22 protein-coding genes and 1 pseudogene are annotated in these 26,987 nt (G+C 39.9%); 17 read left to right on the top strand and 6 right to left on the bottom strand.

The genetic code is table 11. The annotated features are described in order from the left end of the window. Positions 1–63 precede the first annotated feature (63 nt). Positions 64–1,158 (bottom strand): NADH:flavin oxidoreductase/NADH oxidase, encoded by a 1,095-nt coding sequence (locus H5090_RS07480; RefSeq protein ID WP_182695402.1) that lies wholly within the window; start codon positions 1,156–1,158, stop codon positions 64–66. A 477-nt stretch (positions 1,159–1,635) separates the two neighbouring features. Between H5090_RS07480 and H5090_RS07475 the strand changes: the two genes are divergently transcribed. The 10 genes and pseudogenes from H5090_RS07475 to H5090_RS07435 all read left to right on the top strand — a co-directional run bounded on the left by H5090_RS07475 (position 1,636) and on the right by H5090_RS07435 (position 9,982). Continuing rightward, positions 1,636–4,050, top strand: a complete 2,415-nt coding sequence (locus H5090_RS07475; RefSeq protein WP_182695401.1) for a TonB-dependent receptor — start codon at positions 1,636–1,638, stop codon at positions 4,048–4,050. An 85-nt stretch (positions 4,051–4,135) separates the two neighbouring features. Further along, a complete protein-coding gene (locus H5090_RS07470) occupies positions 4,136–5,716 on the top strand; it encodes a sulfotransferase (protein WP_182692874.1) in 1,581 nt (526 codons plus the stop codon). 232 nt (positions 5,717–5,948) lie between these two features. Next, entirely contained in the window at positions 5,949–6,137 is a 189-nt protein-coding gene (locus tag H5090_RS07465) for a peptidoglycan-binding protein (RefSeq protein WP_182695400.1), read from the top strand. 24 nt (positions 6,138–6,161) lie between these two features. Next, positions 6,162–6,503, top strand: coding sequence for a hypothetical protein (locus tag H5090_RS07460; protein ID WP_182695399.1), 342 nt, complete (start codon positions 6,162–6,164; stop codon positions 6,501–6,503). A 45-nt stretch (positions 6,504–6,548) separates the two neighbouring features. Continuing rightward, positions 6,549–6,656 (top strand): annotated as a pseudogene (locus tag H5090_RS21065) (glycoside hydrolase family 19 protein); the annotation flags it as partial. Between the two features lie 39 nt (positions 6,657–6,695). Then, complete coding sequence (locus tag H5090_RS20820) at positions 6,696–6,908, top strand: hypothetical protein (protein WP_259395068.1); 213 nt, start codon at positions 6,696–6,698, stop codon at positions 6,906–6,908. A 30-nt stretch (positions 6,909–6,938) separates the two neighbouring features. Continuing rightward, on the top strand, positions 6,939–7,556 hold the full coding sequence (locus tag H5090_RS07450; RefSeq protein ID WP_182692877.1) for a hypothetical protein: 618 nt from the start codon (positions 6,939–6,941) through the stop codon (positions 7,554–7,556). After that, the gene (locus H5090_RS07445; protein WP_310736311.1) at positions 7,529–7,936 is read left to right on the top strand and encodes a sulfotransferase; all 408 of its coding nucleotides are present in this window, start codon (positions 7,529–7,531) and stop codon (positions 7,934–7,936) included. Before H5090_RS07450 ends, H5090_RS07445 begins: the two co-directional genes overlap by 28 nt. A 310-nt stretch (positions 7,937–8,246) precedes the next feature. Next, positions 8,247–8,954 (top strand): AraC family transcriptional regulator, encoded by a 708-nt coding sequence (locus H5090_RS07440; protein WP_182695406.1) that lies wholly within the window; start codon positions 8,247–8,249, stop codon positions 8,952–8,954. Positions 8,955–9,055: 101 nt separating this feature from the next. Then, positions 9,056–9,982, top strand: coding sequence for a DMT family transporter (locus H5090_RS07435; RefSeq protein WP_182695398.1), 927 nt, complete (start codon positions 9,056–9,058; stop codon positions 9,980–9,982). Between the two features lie 347 nt (positions 9,983–10,329). Here H5090_RS07435 and H5090_RS07430 read toward each other — a convergent pair whose 3' ends face one another. Then, the gene (locus H5090_RS07430; protein WP_182695397.1) at positions 10,330–11,307 is read right to left on the bottom strand and encodes a helix-turn-helix domain-containing protein; all 978 of its coding nucleotides are present in this window, start codon (positions 11,305–11,307) and stop codon (positions 10,330–10,332) included. A gap of 1,052 nt (positions 11,308–12,359) precedes the next feature. Here H5090_RS07430 and H5090_RS07425 point away from each other — a divergent pair. Genes H5090_RS07425 through H5090_RS07415 form a run of 3 tightly spaced genes read left to right on the top strand, consistent with a single transcriptional unit; the run spans position 12,360 to position 16,067 of the window. Then, positions 12,360–14,213 (top strand): CIA30 family protein, encoded by a 1,854-nt coding sequence (locus H5090_RS07425; protein WP_182695396.1) that lies wholly within the window; start codon positions 12,360–12,362, stop codon positions 14,211–14,213. 28 nt (positions 14,214–14,241) lie between these two features. Further along, complete coding sequence (locus tag H5090_RS07420) at positions 14,242–15,282, top strand: sensor histidine kinase (RefSeq protein ID WP_182695395.1); 1,041 nt, start codon at positions 14,242–14,244, stop codon at positions 15,280–15,282. Then, a complete protein-coding gene (locus tag H5090_RS07415) occupies positions 15,279–16,067 on the top strand; it encodes a LytTR family DNA-binding domain-containing protein (protein WP_182695394.1) in 789 nt (262 codons plus the stop codon). Before H5090_RS07420 ends, H5090_RS07415 begins: the two co-directional genes overlap by 4 nt. A 13-nt stretch (positions 16,068–16,080) precedes the next feature. Here H5090_RS07415 and H5090_RS07410 read toward each other — a convergent pair whose 3' ends face one another. Beyond that, positions 16,081–16,485, bottom strand: a complete 405-nt coding sequence (locus tag H5090_RS07410) for a hypothetical protein (protein WP_024597346.1) — start codon at positions 16,483–16,485, stop codon at positions 16,081–16,083. Between the two features lie 268 nt (positions 16,486–16,753). Between H5090_RS07410 and uvrA the strand changes: the two genes are divergently transcribed. Beyond that, positions 16,754–19,312: an excinuclease ABC subunit UvrA gene (uvrA, locus tag H5090_RS07405; protein ID WP_182695393.1), complete on the top strand. Its 2,559-nt coding sequence runs from the start codon at positions 16,754–16,756 to the stop codon at positions 19,310–19,312. Between the two features lie 52 nt (positions 19,313–19,364). Here uvrA and H5090_RS07400 read toward each other — a convergent pair whose 3' ends face one another. From H5090_RS07400 to H5090_RS07390, 3 genes are all read right to left on the bottom strand, one after another. Then, the gene (locus tag H5090_RS07400; protein ID WP_182692473.1) at positions 19,365–19,856 is read right to left on the bottom strand and encodes a DUF2798 domain-containing protein; all 492 of its coding nucleotides are present in this window, start codon (positions 19,854–19,856) and stop codon (positions 19,365–19,367) included. An 80-nt stretch (positions 19,857–19,936) separates the two neighbouring features. Next, a complete protein-coding gene (locus H5090_RS07395; RefSeq protein WP_182695392.1) occupies positions 19,937–20,554 on the bottom strand; it encodes a LysE family translocator in 618 nt (205 codons plus the stop codon). A gap of 71 nt (positions 20,555–20,625) precedes the next feature. Beyond that, positions 20,626–23,088 carry a prolyl oligopeptidase family serine peptidase gene (locus H5090_RS07390; protein ID WP_182695391.1) on the bottom strand — a complete coding sequence of 821 codons (2,463 nt, stop codon included), beginning with the start codon at positions 23,086–23,088 and terminating at the stop codon, positions 20,626–20,628. Positions 23,089–23,254: 166 nt separating this feature from the next. On the opposite strand from H5090_RS07390, the gene H5090_RS07385 reads away from it, so the two are divergent. From H5090_RS07385 to H5090_RS07375, 3 genes are all read left to right on the top strand, one after another. Further along, positions 23,255–24,250 carry a LacI family DNA-binding transcriptional regulator gene (locus H5090_RS07385; protein WP_182695390.1) on the top strand — a complete coding sequence of 332 codons (996 nt, stop codon included), beginning with the start codon at positions 23,255–23,257 and terminating at the stop codon, positions 24,248–24,250. Then, positions 24,247–25,476: a glycosyltransferase gene (locus H5090_RS07380; protein ID WP_182695389.1), complete on the top strand. Its 1,230-nt coding sequence runs from the start codon at positions 24,247–24,249 to the stop codon at positions 25,474–25,476. The genes H5090_RS07385 and H5090_RS07380 overlap by 4 nt, the downstream gene beginning before the upstream one ends. Positions 25,477–25,592: 116 nt before the next feature. Next, the gene (locus tag H5090_RS07375) at positions 25,593–26,819 is read left to right on the top strand and encodes a threonine/serine exporter ThrE family protein (RefSeq protein ID WP_002960134.1); all 1,227 of its coding nucleotides are present in this window, start codon (positions 25,593–25,595) and stop codon (positions 26,817–26,819) included. Positions 26,820–26,987: the final 168 nt, after the last annotated feature.

The raw sequence follows: 26,987 nt of genomic DNA, 5'->3' as shown, positions 1-26,987 counted from the left end.
TTTATAAAAATAATAAAACCCAACCCGCAAACGCGGGTTGGGTTTCTACAAAAAAACTAAACTTTATTTTATTGGTGATGGCTGCCCATGTGGGCTTGAGCGTAAATACTGTTTAGGTGCAGTTACTGTAGTGCCAAGCTCTGCAGCTGCATGCCACGGCCAGTGCGGGTTATATAAAATACCACGCGCTAGTGCTACGCCATCGGCTTGCTGCTCGCTAATAATATCTTCGGCTTGTTGCGCCTGTGTAATTAAACCCACCGCTATAACAGGCATTTTAACTGCTTCTTTTATGGCTGTTGCAAACGGTACCTGGAAATTAGGTTTAACTGGTATTTGTTGCTCTGGGCTTAGGCCCGCCGTACTTACATGAATAAAATCACAACCTAGTTCATCAAGCGCTTTACTAAGCACTATCGATTGATCTAAATCCCAGCCACTTTCAACCCAATCGGTTGCCGAAATACGCACACCCACTGCTTTATTACTGGGGAATACCGCTCTTACCGCTTTAAACACATCAAGTAATAAGCGCATTCTGTTTTCTAGGCTGCCACCGTAGTTGTCATCTCGCTTGTTTGAAAGTGGCGACAAAAATTGATGTAACAGGTAACCATGCGCACCATGAAGCTCGATTAAATCAAGGCCGAGTTCATCAGCGCGTTTAGCTGCACTTACAAAATCTTTAATTAGTGAATCTATGTCAGATTGGCTCATTGCTTTTGGCACTGGGCTGTTAGCGTCGTACGCAATTGCCGAAGGTGCGAGCGTTTGCCAGCCATTTACATCATCAGGTGCAATGGCATCGCCACCGTCCCATGGTTTTTCAATCGATGCTTTGCGTCCAGCATGCGCTAACTGAATACCAATAGGCATAGGGCTGTATTGCCTTACTGCTTTTAGGCTTTTGCCTAGTGCTTGCTGGGTTTCGTTATTCCAAAGCCCTAAATCGCCGTAGCTAATACGCCCTTCTGGGTTTACTGCTGTTGCTTCTAAAATAAGTAACCCTGCACCACTTAAACTCAATTGGCCTAAATGAATAGTATGCCAATCACTAGCAGCGCCATTATTGGCTGAATACTGGCACATAGGGGCAATAATAATACGGTTATCTAACGATACTTGCCCAAGTGATAAAGGCGAAAATAGTTGGCTCATTGTTAATCCTTAAAAACACGCACAAAAAAGTGCGGACAAAATAAAAAAGAGAATACGAAGCGGCAATCAAACACGCTCACTCAAAAGCTTATGCAGTCACTTATAATTACGACTATCACTCATAATGGGGATAAAAACACACTTTAATAGTGCTAATAAAAGTATAAGTAATGACATTATGAAATATTAATTTTAATGTAATAATCTGTTTAACGAGCACGTCATAACACCAGCTTTAAAACATGAATGACTATTTACCTTTAAACAAGGGTGTAATTTTTAACCTAACTGTACCTAATTCCACTAAGCTATTGCTTGTATTGCCTATTAACCAAATAAAAACCCTGAAAATAAGCCATATTTATTCTATAAAAGTGAATTAAAATTCAATTTAAATATTCCCAGCTACTTCACTCCCTGATAAACTACTTAACTTAATTTACTAATGTAAAACATTTGAACTGGGGATCACTTTTTATGTTTAAACCAAGCTTGTTAACCTTGGCTATTTCGAGCGCTGTTTCTAGCGTATTTTTATTACCAAATGCCGCTCTTGCTCAAGAAGAAGTTGCCGCTAAAAACAAATCACTCGAAGTAATTGAAGTTACAGCAACAAGGCGCAGCGGCTCTGTGCAAAATGCACCGCTAAATATTACCGCTCTTGATGCAGATATTATGAAAGATCAAAATATCAATGAGCTTGCGGATGTAGCACGCTGGGTACCTGGTTTAACAATTACTGATCAAGGTGGCCGCTCAGGCTCGCCTATTATTGTTCGTGGTTTAAATACAAATTCTTCTGGTCCATCGTCAGATGGCGGCACAGTATCTACTTATATAAACGAAATTCCAGTTTCGGTAGATATGCGCCTAGTAGATATTGAGCGTGTTGAAGTATTAATTGGGCCACAAGGCACCCTTTATGGTGCAGGCACATTAGGCGGTGCAATTCGCTACATGCTTAAACAGCCTGAGCTTGATTTTACATCGCTTGAAGTTTACGGCGACCTGTTTCAAACAAAAGAAAGTGACTCTTTAGGTGGCGAAGGCGGTTTTATATTTAACCTTCCTATTATTGAAGATAAATTAGCAGTACGCGCCAGCTTAAACGTATATGAAGATCCGGGTTTTATCGATTACGGCTACGTAGTACGTGAGCCTGGCGTATCGTTGCCAGATCCAGATTGGAGCGATAGCTCAGCAGTTAGTAACAACCTTAAAAATGTAAAAGACGCCAACGGCGAAACCACCACTACAGGTCGTATTTCTGTTCGCTTTAAACCAAATGAATCGTTTGAAGGTACGCTTAACTACTTTTACCAAAACCAAGACAGCGAAGGCCGCTCGATTGTTCATTACAACAGCCTTAATTCAAACAACGGTTTAAGCGACGTAATAGGTAAATACGAATCGGCTTATCGCTTTGAAGAGCCTCGCGAGAAAAAAGATCAATTACTAAGCCTTGAGCTAAAAGCCGACCTAGGTTTTGCAGAGCTGGTATCGGCTACTGGTATTTCGAGCTTTGATGCCGACGGCCAACGCGACCAAACAGACTTACTTATTCGTCTTGATTACGGCTATGAAGAGTTTCCTTCGTTTTCATCTTTCACGCGTGAGATTGAAGAAGAAGACACCTTCACCCAAGAGCTGCGTTTAGTATCGCAAGGCGATAGTGACTTAAACTGGATTGTTGGTGCGTTTTACAACAAAATAGAAACGGATGCTTCTAGTAAAGAGTTTACGCCTGGCTTTGGTGACTTTGCAGTAGAAAACTTTGGCGCTTCGCAGTCTCGCCCAGATCAACTTGAGTACTTCTCGGTAGATCGTACCGAAATAACAGAATCAGCTTTATTTGGCGAAATAGGCTACCAAGTAACAGAAAAACTAGACGTAACTTTAGGTATGCGTTTATACCAATACGACGTTGAATCTGAGTCAGCTGTAGATTTTCCATTATTTAATACCTTATTTGATGACGCAGCACCTGATGCTATTTCATTAAACTTTGAAAAAAATGAAGCTGACGATAACGGCAGCCTCTTTAAGTTTAATGCTAAATACCAATTCACAAATTCAGTCATGGGCTATGTAACGGTAAGTGAAGGATTTAGAATCGGCGGTTCAAATGGTTTAGCACCGTGTCCTGATCCATTACCAGCTAACCAAGCAGGTTGTGGTAGTCCAGAAGAAATGCTTTACGATGCCGATACAACAACAAACTACGAGTTAGGCTTTAAAAGCACCTGGTTTAGAAGCCAACTTCATTTTAACGCCGCGCTATTTAACGTAGATTGGGATGATGCACAAATTGCGGGCGCTACTGATGTAGGCCAACTACCGTACTTATCTAACGCAGGTAGCGCTAACGCAAAAGGGATTGAAATATCTACCCGTGCCATTTTATCTGACTCGTTTTCAGTTTATGCAACCTATGCTTATACAAAAGCAGAGCTAACATCAGATGCACCATTTTTGTTTAATGCTGATGGTACCGATGGCGCAGAAGACGGCGACCGTTTACCAGGCTCTCCAGAGCATCAGTTCTCAATGGGTGTAAACTATCAAACAGATGTATTTAACGACAAAACGCTTGATATTAACTACGGTTTAACCGCGCAAAGCGATGTAATTACAAGAGTTGGCTTGCATGACAATGGCGAAACACTACCAGGTTACAGCTTAAGTAATATATCAGCTAAATTAACAGCTGATGCATGGTCAACTACCCTATATGTTGATAACCTATTCAACAAATACGCGGTTACATCCGTTCGTCGTTCAGATGCCGATATAACATCAGCTAATGGCGCCGACATACAACGTAACTACGGCCATTACATTAATCGCCCGCTTACGGTGGGTGTTAAATTTAACTACAAATTTGAAATATAGTTTATAGTAATTTTTAAACAATGTTCTAAGGCTCAAATTTATTTGAGCCTTTTTATTTTCTTTCACAAAATAATTACCAAAAACCATGCAGCCAAATTTAAAGCAACTTCATCAAAGCGCAATACACTCCCTAAACCAAGGTAAAATAGAGCAAGCACACAAAGCCCTAGTGGAGTTAGTTACACTCAAACCAGACTTTGCTGATGGGTATTTTTTGCTGGCAATGGTTAATTTAACTGTTGGGCAAATACACAAAGCAATAAAGCTCATCGAAAAAGCCCTCACCCTTGGCCAAAGTATTGAATACACCGCGCAACTTGCTAAATGTTACGCACTTACTGGCGAATTACAAAAAGCAAAAAACACCGCACTATCGGTGCCATTAAAGCAAATAACTAAAGCACTTGATGCCGACACACTCGGCGTTGCACTTACTCAAGCAGGTATTCACGAGCAAGCACTTAACTACTTTGAGCGCGCTATTACACTGTCTACAGCAGCTAACAAAGCTCAACCTCAGTTTTATTATAACTACGGTGTAAGTGCTAAGTTTTTAGGGCTATTTGATAAAGCCCGACACGCTTTTGAAAATGCCATAGCGCTTAACCAGCTGCACCATCAAAGTCATTTTGCATTAAGTGATTTAACTAAAGTAAGTACACAAAACAATCATATTGAACGCTTAAAAAACGTGTTTGAGCAAGTAACAAACCCCGATGCAAAACTGCATATTGGCCATGCTTTAGCTAAAGAGTATCAAGATATTGGTGAGTTTTCAGACGCTTTTAACGCGTTAGAGCAAGGTAAAGTAGTAAAACGTGCTGTACAGCCGTTTGATCATAAAAGCTCAACTGAGTTATTTGAACATATTAAACTCTTAAGTGAACAGCACACACAAGCGCTGACACAAGGTAACCCAACGGCAGAGCCTATTTTTGTATTAGGCATGCCCCGCTCTGGCACCACATTGGTAGAGCGTATTTTATCGAGCCACAGCGACGTGCAGTCAGCCGGTGAACTGCAAGACTTTGGCTTAAGTGTTAAAAGGCTCAGCCAAACACAAACACCCCATGTGCTCGACACTCAAACACTCAGTAAAGCCTACGAGCTTGATTTTAATCAGCTTGGGTCAACCTATTTAAACGCAACACGCGTAATAACAGGCAGCCATAAGCACTTTATAGATAAACTCCCGTTTAACTTTTTTTATATCGACTTAATTACCAAAGCCCTGCCAAACGCTAAAATTATTTGCATGCTACGCGACCCAATGGACACCTGCATTGGTAACTATCGCCAGTTATTTACTATAAATAACCCCTACTACGCGTACTCGCTCGATTTACTCGACACTGCCAAATTTTACAGCCGCTTTTACAAACTCATGCAGCACTTTAGCGCCCTGCATAGCAATATAAAATTAGTAAAATACGAAGAACTAGTCGCCCAGCCCGAGCAGCAAATAAAAGAGCTAGTTAGCTTTTGTAATTTAGAGTGGCAAGCACAGTGTATAGACTTTCACTTAAACACCTCACCGGTCTCTACTGCAAGTAAAGTGCAAGTACGCCAACCACTTAACAACAAAGCAATTGGCCGTTGGAAGGCATTTAAGCCCCATACTGATGAGGCTGAGACCTACTTAAAACAACAAGATATTATAGGATGAAATATCACTTCTATTTTATATAAATTCGCTTAATTAATTTATAGTCAGGTAATTACTTTTTAAAATAAATATAAGCACTGTGACGATCAAACTTACACAGTTGCCAATGCTTACTGACAAATATTGATAGAAAAGGAATAATTTAAATGGAATAAAATTCAGCTAATGTTCCCTTGAAGGGGCCACATAGTGAGTGGTATAGTTACTAAAGGATAAAAATTAAAGAATTAAAATGTTAATATTTAAAGAACTAAACTTAGTAAATATAACAAGGTTAACTAATAGTGTTGGTCACGGTGCTAGGAATGCCCCACTAGATGTTTTAGTACTACAAAGGCTTTTATTAGGTACCACAAAAAAGTATTTCGGTAAAAAAGTACTAAAGCCCGATGGATATTATGGTAGTAAAACTGAAGAGTAACTAAAGCTATTTCAATCCGCTGCATTGGGTAATAAACACCCAAGTAAAAAAGTTATACCTAATGATTTAACTCACAAAGCACTTGTAGCCTCATTAAGTCAGAACTTTCTAAAAAAGCACAAAGAAGCTGCCCTTTTAAATCAAGTTCAAGTTATTGATTATGAACACTTCATTAAAATATATAAAAAGCAGTTCCCTAATGAGCAAGCATTTAATGATCTAAAAAAACTCTTGATTGAGTGTGTAATGGATCCTCACATTACCGATATCCGATGGATTGCTTACATGTTAGCGACAGTAAAACGTGAGTGCGGACGTACCTGGAAACCAATTAAAGAGTGGGGAAAAGGAAAAGGTAAGCTGTAAGGTAGCGTACACGATGTTCCAACTACTTCAACTGTAGAAAAAAACATATATTACGGAAGGGGTTATGTACAATTAACATGGGATTATAATTATAAAAAGGTTGGCGATGCTTTAGGGCTTGGAGATAAGCTCTATATAAATCCAGACCTAGCACTTAATCATAAAATTGCATATGCAATAATGTCTTATGGCATGCGAGAAGGTTTATTTGCTAAAGCGAAGCTAGGCCAATTTATATCAGGTGCAACTTCTAATTATATTGGAGCTAGGAGAATAATTAATGGTCAAGATCACGCTTTAGAGATTGCTAATGACGCTATAATTTTTGAGCGACTATTGAAAGCGTCACGAGGTACATTTGAATTTGAAAAGTTATTATTCTCAACAAATGTAGCGTTAGCTTAATACACATATACTTTTATGGATTAACTCTTGGTGAAATTAAATATGACCTTATTTGTTATGATCTTTTTATTATGCTCGCATGTTAATGCCGCTTCACTCAATGCAGATATTAAGAATAATAAACCCTTAAAAATGCAGATACCCTCTGGTCAAAAGTTGCCTCTAGATTTTGAGCTATTAACTCAAAAAAAGCTTCTTGGCTCACTAAATAAAAACGACAACTGTTCTATCAAAGACGAACATCATAACAATCGATTTGTCTCAGTTTTTAAGCTAAGTTCGGGTGATAAATTGCTTGCATTAGCTTGCAACACTGGAGCATATCAAGACAGTTACTTGACCTATTATGTCAAGACGTTAACTAACATGGCTTACCCCATAACTTGGTCAGAACCTACTTTTATTGATAATAAGTGGGAGCTAAAGCAAACTAATTTAATTACCGGCAGTATTGAAGTTAGTGAAATAGGGAATGAATTAAAGTCTCTGCGCTTATACTCTGCTTTTGGCTCTTGCGGTTATAAGGTCAATTACACCATTTCGTTCCCACAACTGATTAATCTAAAACCTAATTTAATACATGCAGACAACGATTGTGGTAATGGCATTTTAGTTGACGAGTGGCCAGTAATTTCCAATTCAAAATAACATCGCTAGTAATTATATTAAGGTCATATACTAATGTGATAAATGCCCCCAGTATGGGGGATTTATCTTTTTTAAATAGCCGCTTTTATAAACTCATGCAGCACTTTAGCGCCCTGCATAGCAATATAAAATTAGTAAAATACGAAAAACTAGTCGCCCAGCCCGAGCAGCAAATAAAAGAGCTAGTTAGCTTTTGTAATTTAGAATGGCAAGCACAGTGTATAGACTTTCACTTAAACACCGCACCGGTCTCTGCCGCCAGTAAAGTACAAGTACGCCAACCACTTAACAATAAAGCAATCGGCCGTTGGAAAGCATTTAAGCCACATACTAATAAAACAGTGGAGTACCTTTTAAAGCAAGGTATAAATATTGAGTAAACGCTTTATTTTACCGGTAAGAGACGCCAAATAAGAGGCTTTGTGTAAGTGTAGGTCGGATAAGCGAAGCGCCATCCGACACAGTAAAATACCTTGCCAATTATTATCAACATTTTATGTTGTGGAGTGGCGGAGAATGCCAACAGCAGATATTACCTTTCAAAGCCTTTAGTGGGACTGCTAAGCCACCATTGCAGTCATTGAGGTTTAAGTTAAAGAGCCAATAAAACTAACACTTCACTTTGTCATCCATTGCTCTACTATGTATAACCAAAATCAGGATGAAATAAGGCCATACATTTCTGTTATTATGAAAAATCTATTATCCATTCGTTCTTATAGCACAAAACCAACCCGTCACTCACATCACTTTAATCAATTGGTTTTACCTTTACGTGGTGTCATAAATATATGCGTTGGTGATTTCAATGGTAAAGTTGCGCCAAGTGAATGTGTTGTAGTTAAAGCCAATGAAGAGCACTTGTTCACTGCAGATACTGAAGCTAGATTTGTAGTTGTGGACATGAAAAACCTACCCCTAAATATTTCATCTTCTCACTGTATTGTTTTTGCAATTAACTCAGCCCTTAAAAGTTACTTAACCTTTATCGAAAACCAATTAGAAAATAAAGTTAATGCTCAATTAGAACAGGCGATGTTTGAAATGTTCAGTTTACTGCTTGCAGAGCAACCTTTATTGTCAAAAGTAGATAACCGTATTGGTACAGCAATATCCTTCATAGAGCAAAATATTGCAGAGCAACTTCACATTAAACGCCTGGCTGAATCTGCTTTTCTAAGCGAAACGCAGTTTAAGAAACTATTTAAGCAACAAACAAATATGACTGTGATGAAATACGTAACCAAACTTCGTATGGAAAAAGCGCAAGCTTTACTAACACACACAGATTATCCACTATCAATCATTGGTGAAAAAGTAGGCTACAAAGAGCCGTCAGCCTTTAGCCGAAAGTTTTCACAATTCTTTGGCCTACCACCTAATAAATTCAAAAAGTAAACTTAGTCTTTATTGTCAACGATAGCGTCTTAATTGTTAAAAACTCCTTTCATCATTAGCATACAATTTCTGTATTGAAATAATAAAAAACAGGTTTCACTATGCAAAGTCATCACGGAAGTTTTAAAGGTGTAATTGCTATCATTATTGCTAGTTTTTTGTGGGGAACAACAGGCACCGCAGCAAGCTATTCCCCTGATGTGAGTTCGTTTGCAATTGGTGCATTCTCTATGGGAATAGGGGGAGTGCTACTTGTTATTACAGCACGAAAAACGTTATTTATAGATTATAAGCTCATGATTTCACAGCCTAAGGTATTACTTTTAGGTGCCGCTTCTGTCGCTATCTATCCATTAGCATTTTATACTTCAATGCGTTTATCAGGTGTTGCAATTGGCACTGTAGTTTCAATTGCTACGGCACCTTTTTTTGCTGCAATCCTTGAAAGCCTAATTAGTAAAAAAAATATATCACTGGAATGGGTACTGAGTTTTGTTATTGGAGCTATAGGTATTACTTTATTAACGTTAGGTAGAGATCAGAGTAATGATCCTTCATACAGTATTAATCAACAGAGCCTGGGTATTCTTTTGGGGTGTATTGCTGGATTAACCTATGCAGGTTATTCATGGGCAGCAAGGAGTTTAATTGAAAGTGGAGTTCATTCGAAATCGTCAATGTCAGGACTGTTTGGTTGTGCTGCTTTATTGTTACTCCCTTCATTATGGTTTACAGGTGATAACTTATTTTCAAGCGCAACCAATGCATTGGCATCTTTGTATATGGCAGTAATTCCAATGTTTTTAGGGTACTTATTATTTGGTTTTGGCTTGAATTATATAAATGCAAGTAAAGCGACATTAATTACCTTAATAGAACCATTAGTTGCAACTGTTTTAGCCGTTTTCGTTATTGGTGAAAGGTTTAAGATAATTGGTTGGATAGGTGTGGCTTTGGTATCACTATGCCTATTAATGCAAACCATCAAACCTCAAAAGCAATTAAGAGTACCTATTAAATCTATGTAGCTTAAGAGCATTGACAATGCTTTTAAAAGCTTACCATAGGGTATAATTCATTTATATAAAGTAAAAAACATGAACGCTCGTAACGAACGTTCATAAAATGTAATAACCAAGGAGACGAGTATTGACTTCATACATAATAATTTCTCACAGTCTGCCTCACGCTCACAGCCGAACTTCGCTAAAGTGCCATTTATAGTATTTGAATTTAGGTCTAGATTGATGATCGTAAATGCCAGCATAGCTGGTTGTTCAAGTATTTATATTTAGATGACTTATTTGTATCCCCCTAATCTCTGCCATTTAAGATTAGGTTTTTGTATCGCTGATAAAGATGCATATCATGTTCATCACTCTTCTTTATCCAGCAACTCCATTAATCCAACCAGTGCAGCGAAAAGTACAGCCCCTACAGGCCAAATTATCCAAGTTACGCCCCAATCCATAGTCCATAAGCTCCAACCAAGAAAGATAGCGATTAGCAAAGGCCAGTAGAATGCAGCGAGTTTTTCAGCACGTTTTACACGTCTACTCTTTACGGTATCTAGAGGCCCATCTTTTAGAATATTGTTATAAGCCTCGTATTTAGCCGCAACAGGAGACACAATGTATATCCCAGCGGCTATGATGAGCATAAGTACAATTAGCATCATTAGAGTTATACTTGGGCCTCTGAAAAGCATACTAGCAAACATAAGAGGTGCAAAACTGATAATGAACATAAATATACCCAACGATAATCTTCGATTATAGGTAGGTCTGAACTTTGTTAATTTTTCATTGAAAACACCATGTACACCATAGGCTAATTCAAATGCTTCATTATCTATTACCGCTATATCGCTTTCATATTGGTTGGCTCTGAGAAAAAAATTTATTCCCATAGAGACCATAACTACAATACACACAACTCCTATCGCTGCTGCGATATTGCCTGTCAGGTTCAATCGATTGGTTTCAGCCATTGCCAAGAAGAAAAACAAAGGTACTACTGAGCATAAACAAAGTATAACTCCTTTAGTGATTAAGGCTGACACTTCCATCTTATTTTCAATATATTTTGCTGCTTGTTCTAAACTAATTTGAATGATATCAGGCTTTTTATTTTCATCATGAGAATCAAAAGCTTCATTCTCATCTCTTAGTAGAAAGTCAGTAGACACGTCAAAAAGCTCCGCCAGTATAATTATCCTATTTAAATCAGGTATGCTATTAGTGCTTTCCCACTTAGACACTGACTGCCTAGAAACATTCATCTTTTCAGCCAATTCTTCCTGCGACCAACCAACTTGTTTTCTTAATCTGACAATCTTTTCTGCTAAAATCATAAAGTTCATTCCTTCATTTGTTGTTGAGCGGTAAGCATAGAAAGTCAGGTAGTTGCAGACCAGCAAGTCAAGTTGTTAATTTGTCAACCAGCGGTTGCAATTAGGCTAAACAGCTAAATTTAAACATTTTATTTGGTGCTAGCAAGTTAGTTTTTCATTTTGAGAGTCGAACCAAATCAGACATCCTAAATATAACTAAGCTGTCAATCTATGGCAAAATTTCCCCATCAGACAGGTCTTCCAGCCCAAAAGCTTTAAAGGTGCCCGTTTGATCCAATTTTGTCACTCGTTTAGGGAAGAGTTTAGTGTTTAATTGCTAAAACCACCTATAGCATAACTAGGGCATCCATAGTTAAACCACCTCAAAAAAAGAATGTTAGTAATGGGTCGATTTTGTTAACTAACGGTTGCTCGATTTAAGTTGTTAATTTACATTATTATTGATAATTTTCAGTAATTTGACATGATTAATTCATTAGAAATCTGTGTAAAAATTAAATGCTAGCGTCTTCTATACTCACAAAGCGATCTTGAAACCGAATTCATTACTGACTGCTTTAGGCTCAAATGAACATCAAGTGATGGAAGTTCAAAGGCAGCAACGAGCTTACACTAGCCCCTCAAACATGCAGTATATATTGGTTTGAATTACCAATAATCTGTTTATTCTTTTACAAAAACTAATGTCAGCTTTCGGCTAATAGTTAGCTTTAGTAAAGCAGGTTCGAACGTCAGCTATAGAGAAAAATGGATTCCAATTACAAGATGCTTGAGCGGCTGTTAATCGCTCCTAGCCGCCTTTAAAAGTCATTCAAACAAGATTAAATTTTAAAACCCTGTTTTAAAATAGGCATACCCGCCGAAGGGATCTATCGCTAATTCATAATATTTAGTTCAGTTAATCTGAGCGCACCACTACGTTTATTTACTTTAGTGTCGGTTCAACGGTAAATAATGTCGATTCAGATAAACATTAATGAAGCAGGTTAAAAAACTCGCTAAATTCCTTATCAACAAAACGCCAAATACCTATTTTGATAAGGAATATAGTCATGAACATTATTACAAAAACAGTTATAGCACTGAGTTTAACAAGCCACTTTAGTGCGCATGCCATTGACCTGCGAGTCGACAATATTCGTGTATACCAAAGTAATTCGCAAAGCTTTTCTGCGCCGAGTTCGCTTTATATTGACGATGGTAAAATTGTAAACGTTGCCAAAGCGACCGACCCACTACAAAACGCCGATAAAACTATTGATGCCAACAACCAATATGCAATACCAGGTTTAATTGATTTACATGTACATTTGGGTTCATCAGGCAGTAACTTTACTGAGTTTCAGTATTTGCCGGTTAAATCGCACTTTAATTCTAATTTGTATTTAGGCGTAACTAATATTGTTGATTTGTTTTCGTTTGAGCAAACCCTAAACGAAGCCGCTCAATTAAAAGCAGCCCAACTAACCCCTAACCTTTTTTATGCGGGGACTTTGTTTACCAACCCTGGCGGGCATGGCACGCAGTTTGGCGGCCACGCATACGAAATTGCAAAAGATGAAGACATAGCTGCACTATGGAAAAAACATATAAGCACTAAGCCACATGTAACTAAAGCGGTTATTGAAACCTTTGGCGGTGTGGGTAAATCATTAACTGATAGCCAATTAAGCGAGCTAGGTAAACGATCTGCAGCGGCTAATTTACCGTATTTTGTGCATGTTTCTACACTAGGTGATGCTAAACGCGCTATTAAGGCCGGTGCAACGGCTTTAGCGCACGGTATTAATAGCGAAGCGATTGACGATGAGTTTATTACGCTAATGAAACAGCATAATGTAACCTACATTCCTACCCTTGCGGTGTATCATAACCATAGCGATGAAAAGCATAACCATACTATTAGCTCACAAAGCGAGTTACTAAAAACCATTCCCGAAAAGCTTCAAGGGTGTTTGTTTGACAACGTGCCTGCACCTTCAAAATGGAAAGAGCACGCGTGGGAGGAGCGTAAAACCGCTTATGCAAATATACAAAAGCTACATAAAGCTAATATTACTATTGGTACAGGCTCTGATGCCGGAAACCCTTACACGCTACACGGTACTGGGTTACACAACGAACTAGATGCCCTTAAAAAAGCAGGCTTAACAAATGGTGAAATAATTAATGCAGCCACAGTTAACGGTGCACAAGCGATCAATAAAGCAGATAGTATTGGTAAGCTTGCTAAAGGCTTTGAGGCAAGCTTTATACTGCTTAAGCAAAACCCACTTGATGATATAAACCATATTCACACTATCTCAGAGGTTTATAAAGCAGGTATACAAGTAGACCGCCCAGCGCTTATTGCTCAAAACAAAGCCATAAAGCCACAAGGCCCCACTTGTAATGAAGTAATTAAAAGCAGCCAAGCGCAGCATGTTATTGATGATTTTACCGGTGATACACCATGGCAAGCCTTAAGCGACTCGGTAATGGGTGGTCAGTCTGTGGCAACGCTTACCACGCATAAAAATAGCTTAACTATAGATACAACCATTACAAAGCCAACAAGCTTTGGCGCGTGGGCAGGCGCTGAAATAAAATTTACATCACCGGCTGATGCTTCTGCATTTAAAGGCGTGCGCTTAACGTATAAAGGGTCTACCACGCCTTTTGCTTTGTCTGTTTATCATAGTGATGTAAAAGATTGGGATCACTTTAGTGTACTTTTAAAGCCGCGCGATGAATGGACCACGCTTGATATTCCCTTCACTACACTTAAACAATTTGGTTTTGGTAGCCCAGTTACGTGGTCAGCAACAGAATTAACTGGGGTTAACTTAATGTGGCGTAAAATGTCAGGCGCAAGCAATGAGCTATTAAAAAACACATTACAAATCAAAGAGCTAACTTACTTTTGAATGAGTAGCAGTCAAAACACAAAATCATTTGGGTTTTGACTGTTTTTTGATATGGTTTAATCACTTACAAAAAGAAGCACCTATTATGCTCAAACATCCTTTTTATAAATACAGCTTTTTTATTCTACTTATTGTAGATATTGCTTATGCCCTTGGGCTAATAATCGCGAACTCTGCCCCCTTTACTACTGGTAGTGCACTCGCTGCAACTGTGTGGTTCGTAACTTTTTACTGGCTTCCTGTTTGGAGTGCGGCAGCAGTTATTTTTTACCTTCGCAATAAACACATTAACAAAATAGCATTTGAATGGTTAATTGCAGTTGTATTTATGGCACTTGGTAATGTGCTTACCGATATATTACTCACACAGCTTTTTGATGGGCATAAATCGATGGGAGTATTTGTTGTATTTAACGGCTTACTTTGGGGATCGTGTATTTACTTTACCAGTATTTTTATTGAAAATAAAAAACGCGCAACAGCCGAAAAACACGCACTTAAACAAGCCCAACTTGCTACATTACGATATCAACTAAACCCTCACTTTATGTTTAATAGCTTAAATACAATTTCGGCCTATATTCATACAAACCCTGATTTAGCCGATGAAGTACTGCATGAGCTTGCTGATATTTTGAGGTACTCCCTTGAGACCGCCGAGCAACAGCAAATACCTTTACAGCAAGAGCTTACAATAATAGAAAAATACTTAAATATTGAAAAAGCACGCTTTGGCGATAAACTTCAGGTTAATTACCATATTCCCAATAGGCTTAAAGACATATCGCTACCACCGCTACTTATTCAGCCAATTATTGAAAACGCCATTAAACACAACGCCAACCAAACTTCTCTAATACTTAATATAACCCTGAGTGAGCTTCCAAACGGCGTTAAAATACAAATTAGCGATAATGGTAAGGGTTTTTCGAGCGATGTAATAAAGCACGGGCATGGCAATGGTGTAGGGATGAAAAACATACTCAAGCGCGTCAAACAACTTGGTAAAAGTAAGGTACTACTTAGCAATAATAATGGTGCAGTGGTTACGTTGGAGCTAGCACTATGAACAGCAAAAACCAGCAACATACTATTACTAAAATGCGCGTATTATTTGCCGATGACGAGCTTCCCGCTCGCGAAAAATTAAGCCATCAATTAAGTTTAATGGGGCATGTTGAATTGGTGGCTATGGCTACAAATGGCAAAGAGGCTATTACATTAATCAATGAGCTGACCCCTGATGTGGTATTACTTGATATTCAAATGCCTGAAATTAACGGCCTTGAGCTTATTGATTTACTTAACTACCAGCCCATTATTATTTACACAACCGCGTATGACCAATTTGCTATTGAAGCTTTTGAGCACGCCTCAACTGACTACTTACTCAAACCTTTTCCTATTGCTAGGCTAAAAAAAGCTCTCGCCAAAGCGCAGCAGCAACTAGAGCAACAACGTGCACATACCCTAGTCAATCACGAACCCAACGAGCAAACGTTTACATTAACCAAAAACACTATAAATAAGCTCATTAGTAAAAACGGTGAGCGGATATTTTTACTCTCCCCTAGTAATATTAAATTTATTAAATCGGAGCAGGGCAATAGTTTGGCGTGGAATGGCGATACATTTCATCATTTAAGCGATACACTTGATCAGCTTGAGCATGCTTTAGCAGCACATAACTTTGTACGAATCCACCGCAGTTATTTGGTTAATATTGACCACATTAAAGAAATACAGCGCTGGTTTAATGGCAAACTTATGGTGATTGTAAATGACGATATTAAATCTGAACTAAGCACCAGCAGAGCCGGCGCAGATAAGTTAAAGCAATTGCTGCATATTTAACTTATCCAATATGCTACTGGTCGTTACTCGAATACACACTTAAAATAGGGAATTTATAATCGGCAAACGATACAGTTACCGATTGTGTTTCGTTGCCTTTAAAACCGAGTTTAAATTCCATTGGCATAAATCGGCTGCCGTCAGCAAAAAGTGCAAGTAAGTGCTCCTCGCCTAATTCTCGATTGCCCGACGATAAGTTAGTTAGCGTTATAACAGCCCAGCGTTCGCCCTCTTCATTGCTCATTAATACATAATTAACGATTTTAAAATCCCCTTTTTTAGGGGTTATGTTGCTATCGTTTGCAAACGATAAGTGCATGCTATTTGGTACTGCACGGTCAACATTTAGCGCTTTGATAGAGTCGGCTTGGCTTGCCCACGAAAGCACCAATAAAATGATCACTAAGGCTTTCTTCACTGTGAGTTCCTTTTTATTACCTAGTAAAATACCTAGTAAATTACCTAATAAATTACATAACAATAACTGTTTAAATTATATTCGCATTCCATACCTATTATGTAAACAAACAATCATCACAATTTTATCCAGCGCTTTGGCTGCGCCACTACAGACTAAGCGCTCATTCAGTGTGCTTGCGCTACTTTGGGCTAATAACGAGCGATAAGAGTAAATAATTCAAAGCTAACTTAAAGTAAAAATCGCGATTAAACAGGAGTATAAACGTATGGCAAGCACACATAAAAACTCAACAACGGATTTATCTGATCCCAGTAACAGCATTCAAGTAAGAGGCGCACGCGTTCACAACTTGAAAAATGTAGACGTTGATTTACCTCGTAACGCATTGGTTGTTTTTACAGGAATATCGGGCTCTGGAAAATCGTCGCTTGCGTTTGGAACGCTGTTTGCTGAGTCGCAGCACCGCTATCTTGATTCAGTATCGCCTTACGCCCGAAGGTTGATAGATCAAGTTGATGAACCCGATGTTGATTCTATTGAAGGGCTACCGCCTGCCGTTGCTTTGCAGCAGCAACGCGGCGCACCCTCGGTTCGCTCATCCGTTGGCAGCATAACAACTATTTCTAACGCGCTACGCATGCTTTACTCTCGTGCTGGCGATTACCCAGCTGGGCAGAGTATTTTATATGCCGATGCGTTTTCGCCGAATACGCCACAAGGTGCGTGCCCAGAATGCTCAGGAATAGGCCGAGTGTTTGAAGTAACCGAAAAGCTACTTGTGCCAGATGATACAAAAACTATTCGCCAGCGCGCCATTGAAGCGTGGCCACCAGCATGGCAAGGTAAAAACCTAAGCCGTATACTTACCTCGCTTGGTTATGACATAGACACACCTTGGAACAAACTTTCTAAAAAAGCACGGGATTGGATTTTATTTACCGACGAAACACCTAGTGTGCCGGTATACCCAGATTACACCTATGAGCAAACACAAAATGCGATAAAAAATAACGAAGATCCAAGCTACATGGGAACTTTTTCAAGCGCTAAACGCTTTGTTTTACAGTCTTTTGCTACTACCCAAAGCCCGCGTACTAAAAAGCGCGTATCGCAGTTTATGCAAATATCGCAGTGCCCTACTTGCCAAGGTAAAAAATTAAAACAAGCATCGTTAAGTGTTAAATTTGCAGGGCTCGATATTGGCGAGCTATCTCAACTTACATTAAACGAACTTGCTAAAAAATTAAGTAATGCCGCCAGCACCAAAGTAAATAAGAATACAAAAAATCCAGAGCAAGCCATTGTTACGCAGCGCATTGCCAGCGATATACTCACCCGTATTGAAGCACTAACCATGCTTGGTTTAGGGTACTTGTCGCTTGAGCGTACAACGCCAACGCTCTCACCCGGAGAACTACAACGATTGCGACTTGCCACACAAATTCGCTCTAAATTATTTGGGGTGGTTTACGTGCTAGATGAACCTTCAGCGGGTTTACACCCTGCCGACACACAAGCACTTTTAAAAGCGCTCGACGAGTTAATAGCGGCTGGCAATTCTGTATTTGTTGTTGAACACGATGTTAGCGTTGTTAAACATGCCGATTGGATTGTTGATGTAGGCCCTGATGCAGGTGTGCATGGTGGCAACATTATTTACAGCGGCCCTGTTGAAGGGTTAAGCAAAGTAAAAAATTCGCACACTGCCCGCCACCTTTTTGCTAAAAACGCCAGTCAAGAGTCTACTCAAAACAGCGCGCAAAAAAAGGAGCAAAGGCAGCCAAAAGCGTGGTTAAAATTGGCAGATATTGAGCGTAACAACCTTAAAAAACTCAATGCAGAATTTCCACTAGGTGTTATGACAACCGTTACTGGTGTTTCGGGCTCGGGTAAATCAAGCCTAGTAAGCCAAGCGTTAGTAGAACTTGTTTACGAAGCACTTGGGCAAAAAGTAATACCGGAAGCGCCAACCGACGAAGCCGACTTACTCGAACAAGAGCTGCAAACACACACCAGCGGAAAAATCATTGAAGGAATAAATAATATAAGCCGCCTGATTACCGTAAATCAAAAAGCGATTGGCCGTACCCCTCGTTCAAACTTAGCTACCTATACGGGTTTATTTGATCATGTGCGTAAACTATTTGCTTCTACCCAAAAAGCGAAAGAGCGCCGTTACGATGCTGGTCGCTTTTCGTTTAATGTTGCTAAAGGTCGCTGTAAAAACTGTGAAGGCGTTGGCTTTGTGAGTATAGAGCTGCTGTTTTTACCTAGCGTTTATTCACCTTGCCAAGTGTGTCATGGCAAACGTTATAACGAGCAAACACTTGAGGTTACATATCGTGATAAGAACATCAGCGATATTCTAAATTTAACGGTTGAATCGGCATATACCTTTTTTGAAAATGAGCCTGCAATACTGCGATCACTCGATGCACTTATGCAAGTTGGTCTTGGGTATTTACGTTTAGGGCAACCTGCCACTGAGCTTTCGGGCGGTGAAGCCCAGCGTATTAAATTAGCAACCGAGCTGCAACGTACGCAGCGCGGTAACACACTTTATATTCTTGATGAGCCAACTACAGGCCTGCATCCATCCGATGTATCAATGTTAATGGCGCAGCTAAATAAATTAGTAGATGCTGGTAACACCGTTATTATGGTTGAACACGATATGCAAGTAGCCCGCAATAGTGACTGGGTAATTGATGTAGGACCCGGTGCTGGCGAAGAAGGCGGCTTAATTGTAGCGCAAGGGAAACCTACAGAGGTAGCCCAATCTAAAATAAGCCGAACAGCACCTTTTTTGAATCGTGCAATTTAAAGAGCAGGTAAAAACTAAATAACAAAAAAGAGCCAATGGCTCTTTTTTGTTATTAGCTTTTTAAAAAGCGTTCTATTTTAGGTTTTACCGTAACCGACATTATCAGCATTATAGTTAAACCTATTGGTAATGCGGCTAATAACCCTTCAGCCCATCCAGTTACAAATACACGCATATCTGCATAGCCAATATTATTAGTAGCGGTAACAAACGCCATAACCGACTCCATGATCAGCGCCATAAAAACACTAATCACTAAATTACGTTTTAGCTCGCTACTACTAGGCAATAACTTATTAACTAGCTTATGCATTAAGGTCATCATTACAAAACCAACAGGCGCCATAACCAATACTGCACTTATAAATGAGGTAAACCAATCTGCATAAAAATGCTCTGTAACACCCACATTCACATAAGTCATAATGCCAGTTAGAGTACCGCCAATTAAGGTAATAATACTTACCATAACCAGTATTTTATAAATTACAGGTGTTTTTTTAGGCTCAACCATTACTGGGTTTGCTGATACGGGGGTACTCATTTTTGGGCATGCCTTAAGCGTTAAATAGATGACAAAATCAACTATAACAAATTAATTGACAATATCAACCACTTTTTGAGCTAACCAAAAATAAGCCAAATTCCAACTAACCCCATTAAGCTACCCGCAATACGGTTCATCCATTTAATATTATCACCACGGCTTAAAAATAAACGTAAGCTTTTACCGCCTGTTGCGTAAGCTAACATACTTAAAAACTCGGTGGTCATTATAACACCAAGCAATACTAAAAGCTGAGGGGCTACAGCATGCTCAACACTTATAAAGGGTGGCAGTAGTGAAATCATAAACGCCCACCCTTTAGGGTTAGCAATTGCGGTTACAAAACCTTGCGTAAATAACGACTTCCTACTTACGTCACTTGGTTTTGAGGTATCGACCGACATTTTTCCTTTGGCTTGCCACATGTTAACGCCAATATAAATTAAGTACGCACCGCCTACCCACTTTAAAATAGCGAACGCATCTGGGTAATTTAGCATTACGCTTGCAACACCTAATACCGCAGCTATGGCAACACTTGCGACACCTAACAGCTCGCCTATCATCATCCATAATGTGCGGCGCACGCCAATGCTCATACCGAGTGTCATGGCAAGGGTCATACACATACCAGGCGTTATCGACACAAAAAAGAACGTAGGAATAAAAACCGCAAGTGCTGCTACATCAATCATTAATTTACTCTCATGTTAAAAGCAAAAACGCGGCTATAAGTAGCCGCGCTGTTACTTACTCATTTTTATTACTATTGCCCAGCACTTACCACGGGGTCAGTAATAACCTCTACTGGCTCTGCTTTATCATTTAACAAATATTTATCTAGCCACTGCTCTTGTTCCCACAGTACGTGTAATAAGCTTTTACGTGCGCGGTAACCATGTGCTTCATAAGGGAGCATAACTAAGCGAGCGTCTTTACCTAAGCCTTTAAGCGCTGCGTACATGCGCTCACTTTGCATAGGGAAAGTGCCCGAATTAGGGTCTTCTTGGCCGTGGATCATTAGCATTGGCTCGTTAATTTTTTCAGCATGGAAAAACGGCGACATATCAGCGTACACACTTTGTGCTTGCCAAAAATCACGCTCTTCTCCTTGAAAACCAAACGGTGTTAATGTGCGGTTATACGCGCCACTGCGGGCAATACCTGTTTTAAATAAATCGCTATGAGCCAATAAGTTAGCAACCATAAATGCACCATACGAGTGCCCTGCTATGGCAATTTTGTTTTTATCGGCAATGCCTTTTTTAACTAATACATCAACAGCTGCTTGCGCACTTGATACTAACTGCTTTCTAAAGTTATCGTTTGGCTCGCTGCCATCAATACCCACTATTGGCATTTTAGGGTCGTCAAACACGGCAATCCCTTTAGCAAGGTAAGGCATTGGGCCCCAATAACCAATGTAGGTAAACGCATAAGGCGATTCGCGTACTTGCGATGCAACGGCTTTATCTTTGTATTCAAGTGGATAAGCCCACATAAGTACCGGTAACGGGCCTTGTGTTTTATCGTACCCTGGTGGTAAATAAAGCGTGCCCGAAAGCTCAACACCGTCGTCGCGTTTATAACGTAATTGCTCTTTAGTTACGCCTTTAAATGCAGGGTACGGGTGCTCAAATGTCGTTAATTGCGTTAACGTGTCGTTATCTAAATCACGTATAAAAAAGTTAGGTTGCTCAGTTTTAGATTCGCGAATAGTAATAAAGCGCTCACCTTCGTCATCAAGTAGTGAACGAACACGCTCGTAGTATGGCGCTTGTGATTGCCATAAACGCTTGCTGCTATTTGTTTTAACATCGTACCTATCTAAAAACGGCACATTACCTTGCTCTGAAGCACCATTACCGCGCAGGTAAATATAACGCCCGCCTACAATTTTAATTACGTTTGCGCCTAAATCATTGCGCTCGTAAATTGCATTACCTGGGTCTTTGTACGCATCGTTGTAACTACGCTCTGAAAATAGCACGCGGTTTCTGTCGGCATTTCGTGGTTGCACTATGTAAGTACGTACTTGGCGATCGCTAAAGCGCCAGTCTGTCAGCATTGCTACGTTTTCGTTGCCCCACTCCATTCCCGCATAACGGCGCTCTACTTTGGCAAATAATTTGGGCTCGCGTTTAAATGGTGCACGTAAGCTGTAAACATAATCATGATGCTCAACGTCGGTTTTCATGTCGCCGCCATCTTGCGCCTCGGCCCAAATAACTTCAGCGCCTTGATCGGCTCGCCATTCAAAATCACGGCGGCCAGTGCGTACACTGTCGTAACCTTGTGGAATATTATCGGCAAGTGGCTGTTTTGCCAGCTCTGCTAATGCATAGCCGCGCATGCCCCATATTTGCCACGTGCTTGCAAAGCGGCTGTAAGGCACTTGATACGAAAACGGCTTATTAATACCGGCAACTAAAATATTGGTAGAATCAGGTGATACCGAAAACGATTTAAATAAAGAAGGGCTACCTATTGCTTGAGTATTGCCATCAAGCGTTATGTAAGCCAATTGCCCTTGGCCGTAAAACTTAAACTGTGATTCATCAAACGGGCTGGTTAATAAATTTTGGTAAGTACGTGCTGGCGCTTTTTCGCCAGTACTTTGTTGAATAACAGGCACTACATTTTGGCTGTTATTTTCAAGCCTTGGTTTACCAAAATTAACAGCAAGATTTGCAACAATGGCGCTGCTATCTGGCAGCCATTTATATGGCGATGCAGTTAGTACCGAATTTAACGCAGCACTAGTTAACTCTTTTGCTTGTTTGGTTTCAACGCTGTAAAGCCATAAGTTGGCTTGGGTTGGTTGCTCAACAACAAAGGCTAAATATTTACTATTAGATGACCATTTAGGTGAGCGGATAATGCCATTAGGTAAGTTGTTAATGCTAATAACCGACCCGCTTTGAACATGCTTTAGCTCCACGGCACTAAATTTGGCACTCACACGAGAGCGCGAAAAATTAGCGGGGTTTAGCTTAATACCTGCAAGCTTAAGCTCTTCTTTTGCAAGTTCATCAAGGGTTACTACACGTTTGCGCTCAAAAAGCGCTAGCCACTGGCCATCGCTCGATAAGTAACTAGTGGGTGCTAACTTAGCGTCAACCAATGCTGCAAGTTCGGGTGATGGGGTTTGATAGCCCTGCTCGGCGTAACTTGTTGGGACTAATGCCGCACAACAAATAAAGACAACTAACAGCCTAAAAGCGCTCATGTTTTTATCCTTTTGTTATTTTTTACTCTTATAGGCGTATATAAACACGTTTTGCTTTGTTCATAAAGTATTAAGGTAAGTTAAACACCTCTAAAAGGTGACTTAATAGTGCTGATTAAGCTAAACTACAGCGCTATTTATTCACCACTGCGGTACTTAAAATACAATGCATAACAAAGCCAAATCAGTCACCATTTTTGATGTTGCAGAGCGTGCTGGTGTATCAAAATCAACCGTATCCTTGGTACTTACCCAAAGCGATAAAGTGGGCAATAAAAGTAAACAAAAAATACTCAAAGCGATAGATGAGCTAGGGTACGTTTATAATCGTGATGCCGCTGCTATGCGCTCAAAACGCTCTAACTTAGTGGCCATAGTAATAAATGATTTAACTAACCCAGCTATGGCACACCTTGCTACCAGCTTAGAACTTTTGTTAAACGACAATGGCTTACAAGCCATGATTGTAAGCAGTAATAATAGCCTTGAGCTACAAGCAAACGCAGTTAAAAACTTAAAAGAATACAACGCGGCTGCATTTATTATTTGCCCCGTTGCTAATACTTGCCCCAAATGGCTTGATGCGCTCAGCGCGCAACACAAAGTAATTACCTTAATGAGTGAAGTGCCCTTTAGCGCAGCTCCTTGTGTATTACCCGACTATAAAAAAGCCAGCCACGTAGCCAGTATGCATTTACTCGCACAAGGCGTGACAAACATAGCATTTATAAGCAGTGAACTTACTTTAAGTGATTCACAAGCACTGCAAAGTGGCTTTAATACCGCATGCGCGCAGCACAGCATTACACCATTAGCACCCATTGACTGCGCAGTAAACACAGCCCTTAGCGCTAAAAATGCATTTATAGAAGCATATAAACACAACCCCACATTAAACGCAGTGGTGTGTGCAAACGATATTATTGCTCAAGGTGTTATTGCCGCTATTAACTCATTAACTCATCACTCTATTAAAGTAGTGAGTTGCCACCACATTCCTAATAGCGCGGTTATAAATAATCACTTAACCACCGTGGCTATTAGTACAACTGATATAGCTAAGCGGTGCCTTTTAATACTCCAAGAGCTACTACAAAATACAGCCCCGCCAGTAAAAACACTGGTAAATGTAAACTTACAAATTAGAGATTCTAGCCAATGAAAAAAGTGCTGGTAATTGGCTACGTATGGCCAGAGCCAAATTCGTCTGCTGCGGGAACGCACATGATGTCGTTATTAAATGCATTTAGAGCGCAAAACTGGGACGTTGAATTTGCAACGCCCGCGCAGCGCACCGACCACATGGTAAACCTTGACGACTTTGGTATAACCAGCCAAAGCATTGCACTAAACTGCGATAGCTTTGACGAATACGTTAAAGCTTATAACCCAGACATAGTCATGTTTGACCGTTTTATGATGGAAGAACAATTTGGCTGGCGCGTCGATAAACATTGCCCAAATGTCATTAAAATATTAGATACCGAAGATTTACAATGTTTGCGTAACGCTCGCCACGAAGCCTTTAAAGGTGAGCGCGAGTTTACAACCAGCGATTTACACTCAGACATAGCAAAACGAGAAATTGCCGCTATTTTACGCTGCGACCTAAGCTTAATTATTTCAAGTTATGAAATGAGCCTGCTAAACAGCGTATTTAAAATAGAGCCAAGCTTATTACACCATTTACCATTTATGGTCGATTTAAGCTCACTGCCTACAAGTACAAAAACGTTTGAGCAGCGCCAGCACTTTATGACCATAGGTAACTTTAGACACGCACCAAACTGGGATGCTGTACTTTACTTACAAAAAATATGGCCACTTATTCGCAAGCAACTCCCAAAAGCAGAACTACATATTTATGGCTCCTACCCACCACCAAAAGCCACGGCACTAAATAACCCTAAAACAGGGTTTTTAATAAAAGGCTGGGCCGATAATGCGTTTGATGTAATGCAAAGCGCACGCGTATGTTTAGCACCACTTCGTTTTGGTGCAGGCATTAAAGGTAAATTACTTGAAGCCATGATTATGCAAACACCCAGCGTTACCACCTATATTGGTGCAGAGGGCATGCATAACGATTTACCATGGCCTGGTAAAATAGCCAACACCGCCGACGATTTTGCCAATGCTGCTGTTGAAATGTACACCAATCAAAGTGACTTTGAACAAGCGCAGCAAGATGGCAACACGCTCCTTAATACGCTTTACGATAAAGCACAATTGAGTACGGTGTTAATTAAAAAAATCGATTCAATAAGTAGCGATTTAGAGGCTCATCGCGAAAAAAACTTTACAGGCCAAATGCTCAAACATCATACAATGCGCAGCACTCAATACATGTCGCAATGGATAGCTGAAAAAAATAAAAAATTAGATTAAAAATGACTAGACACACACCAATTAGTGTTTAAAATCGCGCCCATCAAACGTGGGCAGTTTTAGCTGTATTGTCTATATTTTTAGCTTAGTTATCGCAATATTTGGTCCAAAAAGATTTGAAAACTGCAACCTTTACAGAAAAACGCAAATTTATCGTTAAATTGGGTAAAATGCTTCACAAGTATGGTACGCCTGCTTACCGCCTAGAAGCCCACCTAATGGAAGTGGCTACATATTTAGGACTTAAATCGTCGTTTGTTATGTCGCCAACTTCGGTAACGTTTGTTATTTGGACTGATGGCCACGAAGACGAGTACACCCATGTTGCGCGTGTAGACCCTGGCGATCACGATTTAGGCTCACTTGCCGACACCGACGACCTTGTAAACCAAATGCTTGACGACAAGCTAACTTTACAAGAAGTTGACGCCCAGCTAGATGCTATCTACGACATGCCAAACCCATACAATAAACTTGTTACGGGCGTTGCGTTTGCAACTTCTGGTGGTGCGTTTGCAATGTTAATGGGTACTAGCTGGACTGATGTTATTTGGTCATCGCTTCTTACTTTAGTTGTTTATTTGTTTGTGCTTTGGTCGGGACGCTCAAAACGCGTAGCCCATATGCTTGAGCCATTGGTAGCCATAATATCGGCAATACTTGCCTGTGCAGTAAGCGTGTATATAACACCTGAAATAAACATACGCTTGGTGGTACTTTCGGCCATTATTGTATTTATACCAGGTTTAGCACTTGCGCTTGGCTTAGCAGAGCTTGCAGCGCGGCATTTAGTGTCGGGTACAGCAAGAGTCATGGACTCGTTTATGCTGTTATTTAAACTCTATTTTGGCGGTTTTATTGGCATAGGCATTGGCTTTGCACTCTTTGGGCAAGCTGACTTTGTACAACCTGAACCATTACCAAAGTGGACAGCATGGCTCGCCATATTTTTACTTTGTAGCAGCTTAATCGTTATTTTTAGAACCAAACTTAAGCACGCTGTTTGGTCTATTGCATCAGGCTTTATAGCGTATGGCACCAGTATTGGCTCGGCTATGTACCTTGATTACACGTTAGGTACGTTTGTGGGTGCTTTATCGGTAGGTATATTTAGTAACTTGTTTAACCGTGTTGCTAATGCGCCGGCTTCTATTGTGGCCATGCAAGGCTTAATTGTATTAGTACCAGGTAGCAAAACCTATATTGGCTTAAACTCACTCATTGAAGGCCAAGACTTTATATACGCAGAGCATATAGGCCAGCAAACGTTTTTAATATTTATGTCGCTTGTTGCAGGGCTAATATTTGCAAACGTAGCCCTACCGCCTAAAAAGAGTTTGTAACTGATACTGAGCGCTCGCTTTACTTTAATTGAGTAAAGCGAGTAAAACATTAAACTAAAAACAACTACCAAGTAGCAATTGAGGCCAATGCTAAATGTTTTAGCTCATTACATTGCACTTGAGTCAAACTCAAAAACCTCATAGTGATTCCAACGTAAAAACAGTTCA

It is taken from the genome of Pseudoalteromonas sp. SR43-5 (genome assembly GCF_014163835.1).
GTDB lineage: Bacteria > Pseudomonadota > Gammaproteobacteria > Enterobacterales > Alteromonadaceae > Pseudoalteromonas > Pseudoalteromonas distincta.
Note: the sequence above shows the minus strand (reverse complement) of the source record. Positions and strands in the feature narration are given on the sequence as shown.

What these genes read in the sequence shown, in the direction of transcription:
- H5090_RS07480 (WP_182695402.1), bottom strand. Translation starts at nt 1,158, where the DNA reads ATGAGCCAACTATTTTCGCCTTTATCACTTGGGCAAGTATCGTTAGAT.
- H5090_RS07475 (WP_182695401.1), top strand. Translation starts at nt 1,636, where the DNA reads ATGTTTAAACCAAGCTTGTTAACCTTGGCTATTTCGAGCGCTGTTTCT.
- H5090_RS07470 (WP_182692874.1), top strand. Translation starts at nt 4,136, where the DNA reads ATGCAGCCAAATTTAAAGCAACTTCATCAAAGCGCAATACACTCCCTA.
- H5090_RS07465 (WP_182695400.1), top strand. Translation starts at nt 5,949, where the DNA reads ATGTTAATATTTAAAGAACTAAACTTAGTAAATATAACAAGGTTAACT.
- H5090_RS20820 (WP_259395068.1), top strand. Translation starts at nt 6,696, where the DNA reads ATGCGAGAAGGTTTATTTGCTAAAGCGAAGCTAGGCCAATTTATATCA.
- H5090_RS07440 (WP_182695406.1), top strand. Translation starts at nt 8,247, where the DNA reads ATGAAAAATCTATTATCCATTCGTTCTTATAGCACAAAACCAACCCGT.
- H5090_RS07435 (WP_182695398.1), top strand. Translation starts at nt 9,056, where the DNA reads ATGCAAAGTCATCACGGAAGTTTTAAAGGTGTAATTGCTATCATTATT.
- H5090_RS07430 (WP_182695397.1), bottom strand. Translation starts at nt 11,307, where the DNA reads ATGATTTTAGCAGAAAAGATTGTCAGATTAAGAAAACAAGTTGGTTGG.
- H5090_RS07425 (WP_182695396.1), top strand. Translation starts at nt 12,360, where the DNA reads ATGAACATTATTACAAAAACAGTTATAGCACTGAGTTTAACAAGCCAC.
- H5090_RS07415 (WP_182695394.1), top strand. Translation starts at nt 15,279, where the DNA reads ATGAACAGCAAAAACCAGCAACATACTATTACTAAAATGCGCGTATTA.
- uvrA (WP_182695393.1), top strand. Translation starts at nt 16,754, where the DNA reads ATGGCAAGCACACATAAAAACTCAACAACGGATTTATCTGATCCCAGT.
- H5090_RS07400 (WP_182692473.1), bottom strand. Translation starts at nt 19,856, where the DNA reads ATGAGTACCCCCGTATCAGCAAACCCAGTAATGGTTGAGCCTAAAAAA.
- H5090_RS07395 (WP_182695392.1), bottom strand. Translation starts at nt 20,554, where the DNA reads ATGATTGATGTAGCAGCACTTGCGGTTTTTATTCCTACGTTCTTTTTT.
- H5090_RS07390 (WP_182695391.1), bottom strand. Translation starts at nt 23,088, where the DNA reads ATGAGCGCTTTTAGGCTGTTAGTTGTCTTTATTTGTTGTGCGGCATTA.
- H5090_RS07385 (WP_182695390.1), top strand. Translation starts at nt 23,255, where the DNA reads ATGCATAACAAAGCCAAATCAGTCACCATTTTTGATGTTGCAGAGCGT.
- H5090_RS07380 (WP_182695389.1), top strand. Translation starts at nt 24,247, where the DNA reads ATGAAAAAAGTGCTGGTAATTGGCTACGTATGGCCAGAGCCAAATTCG.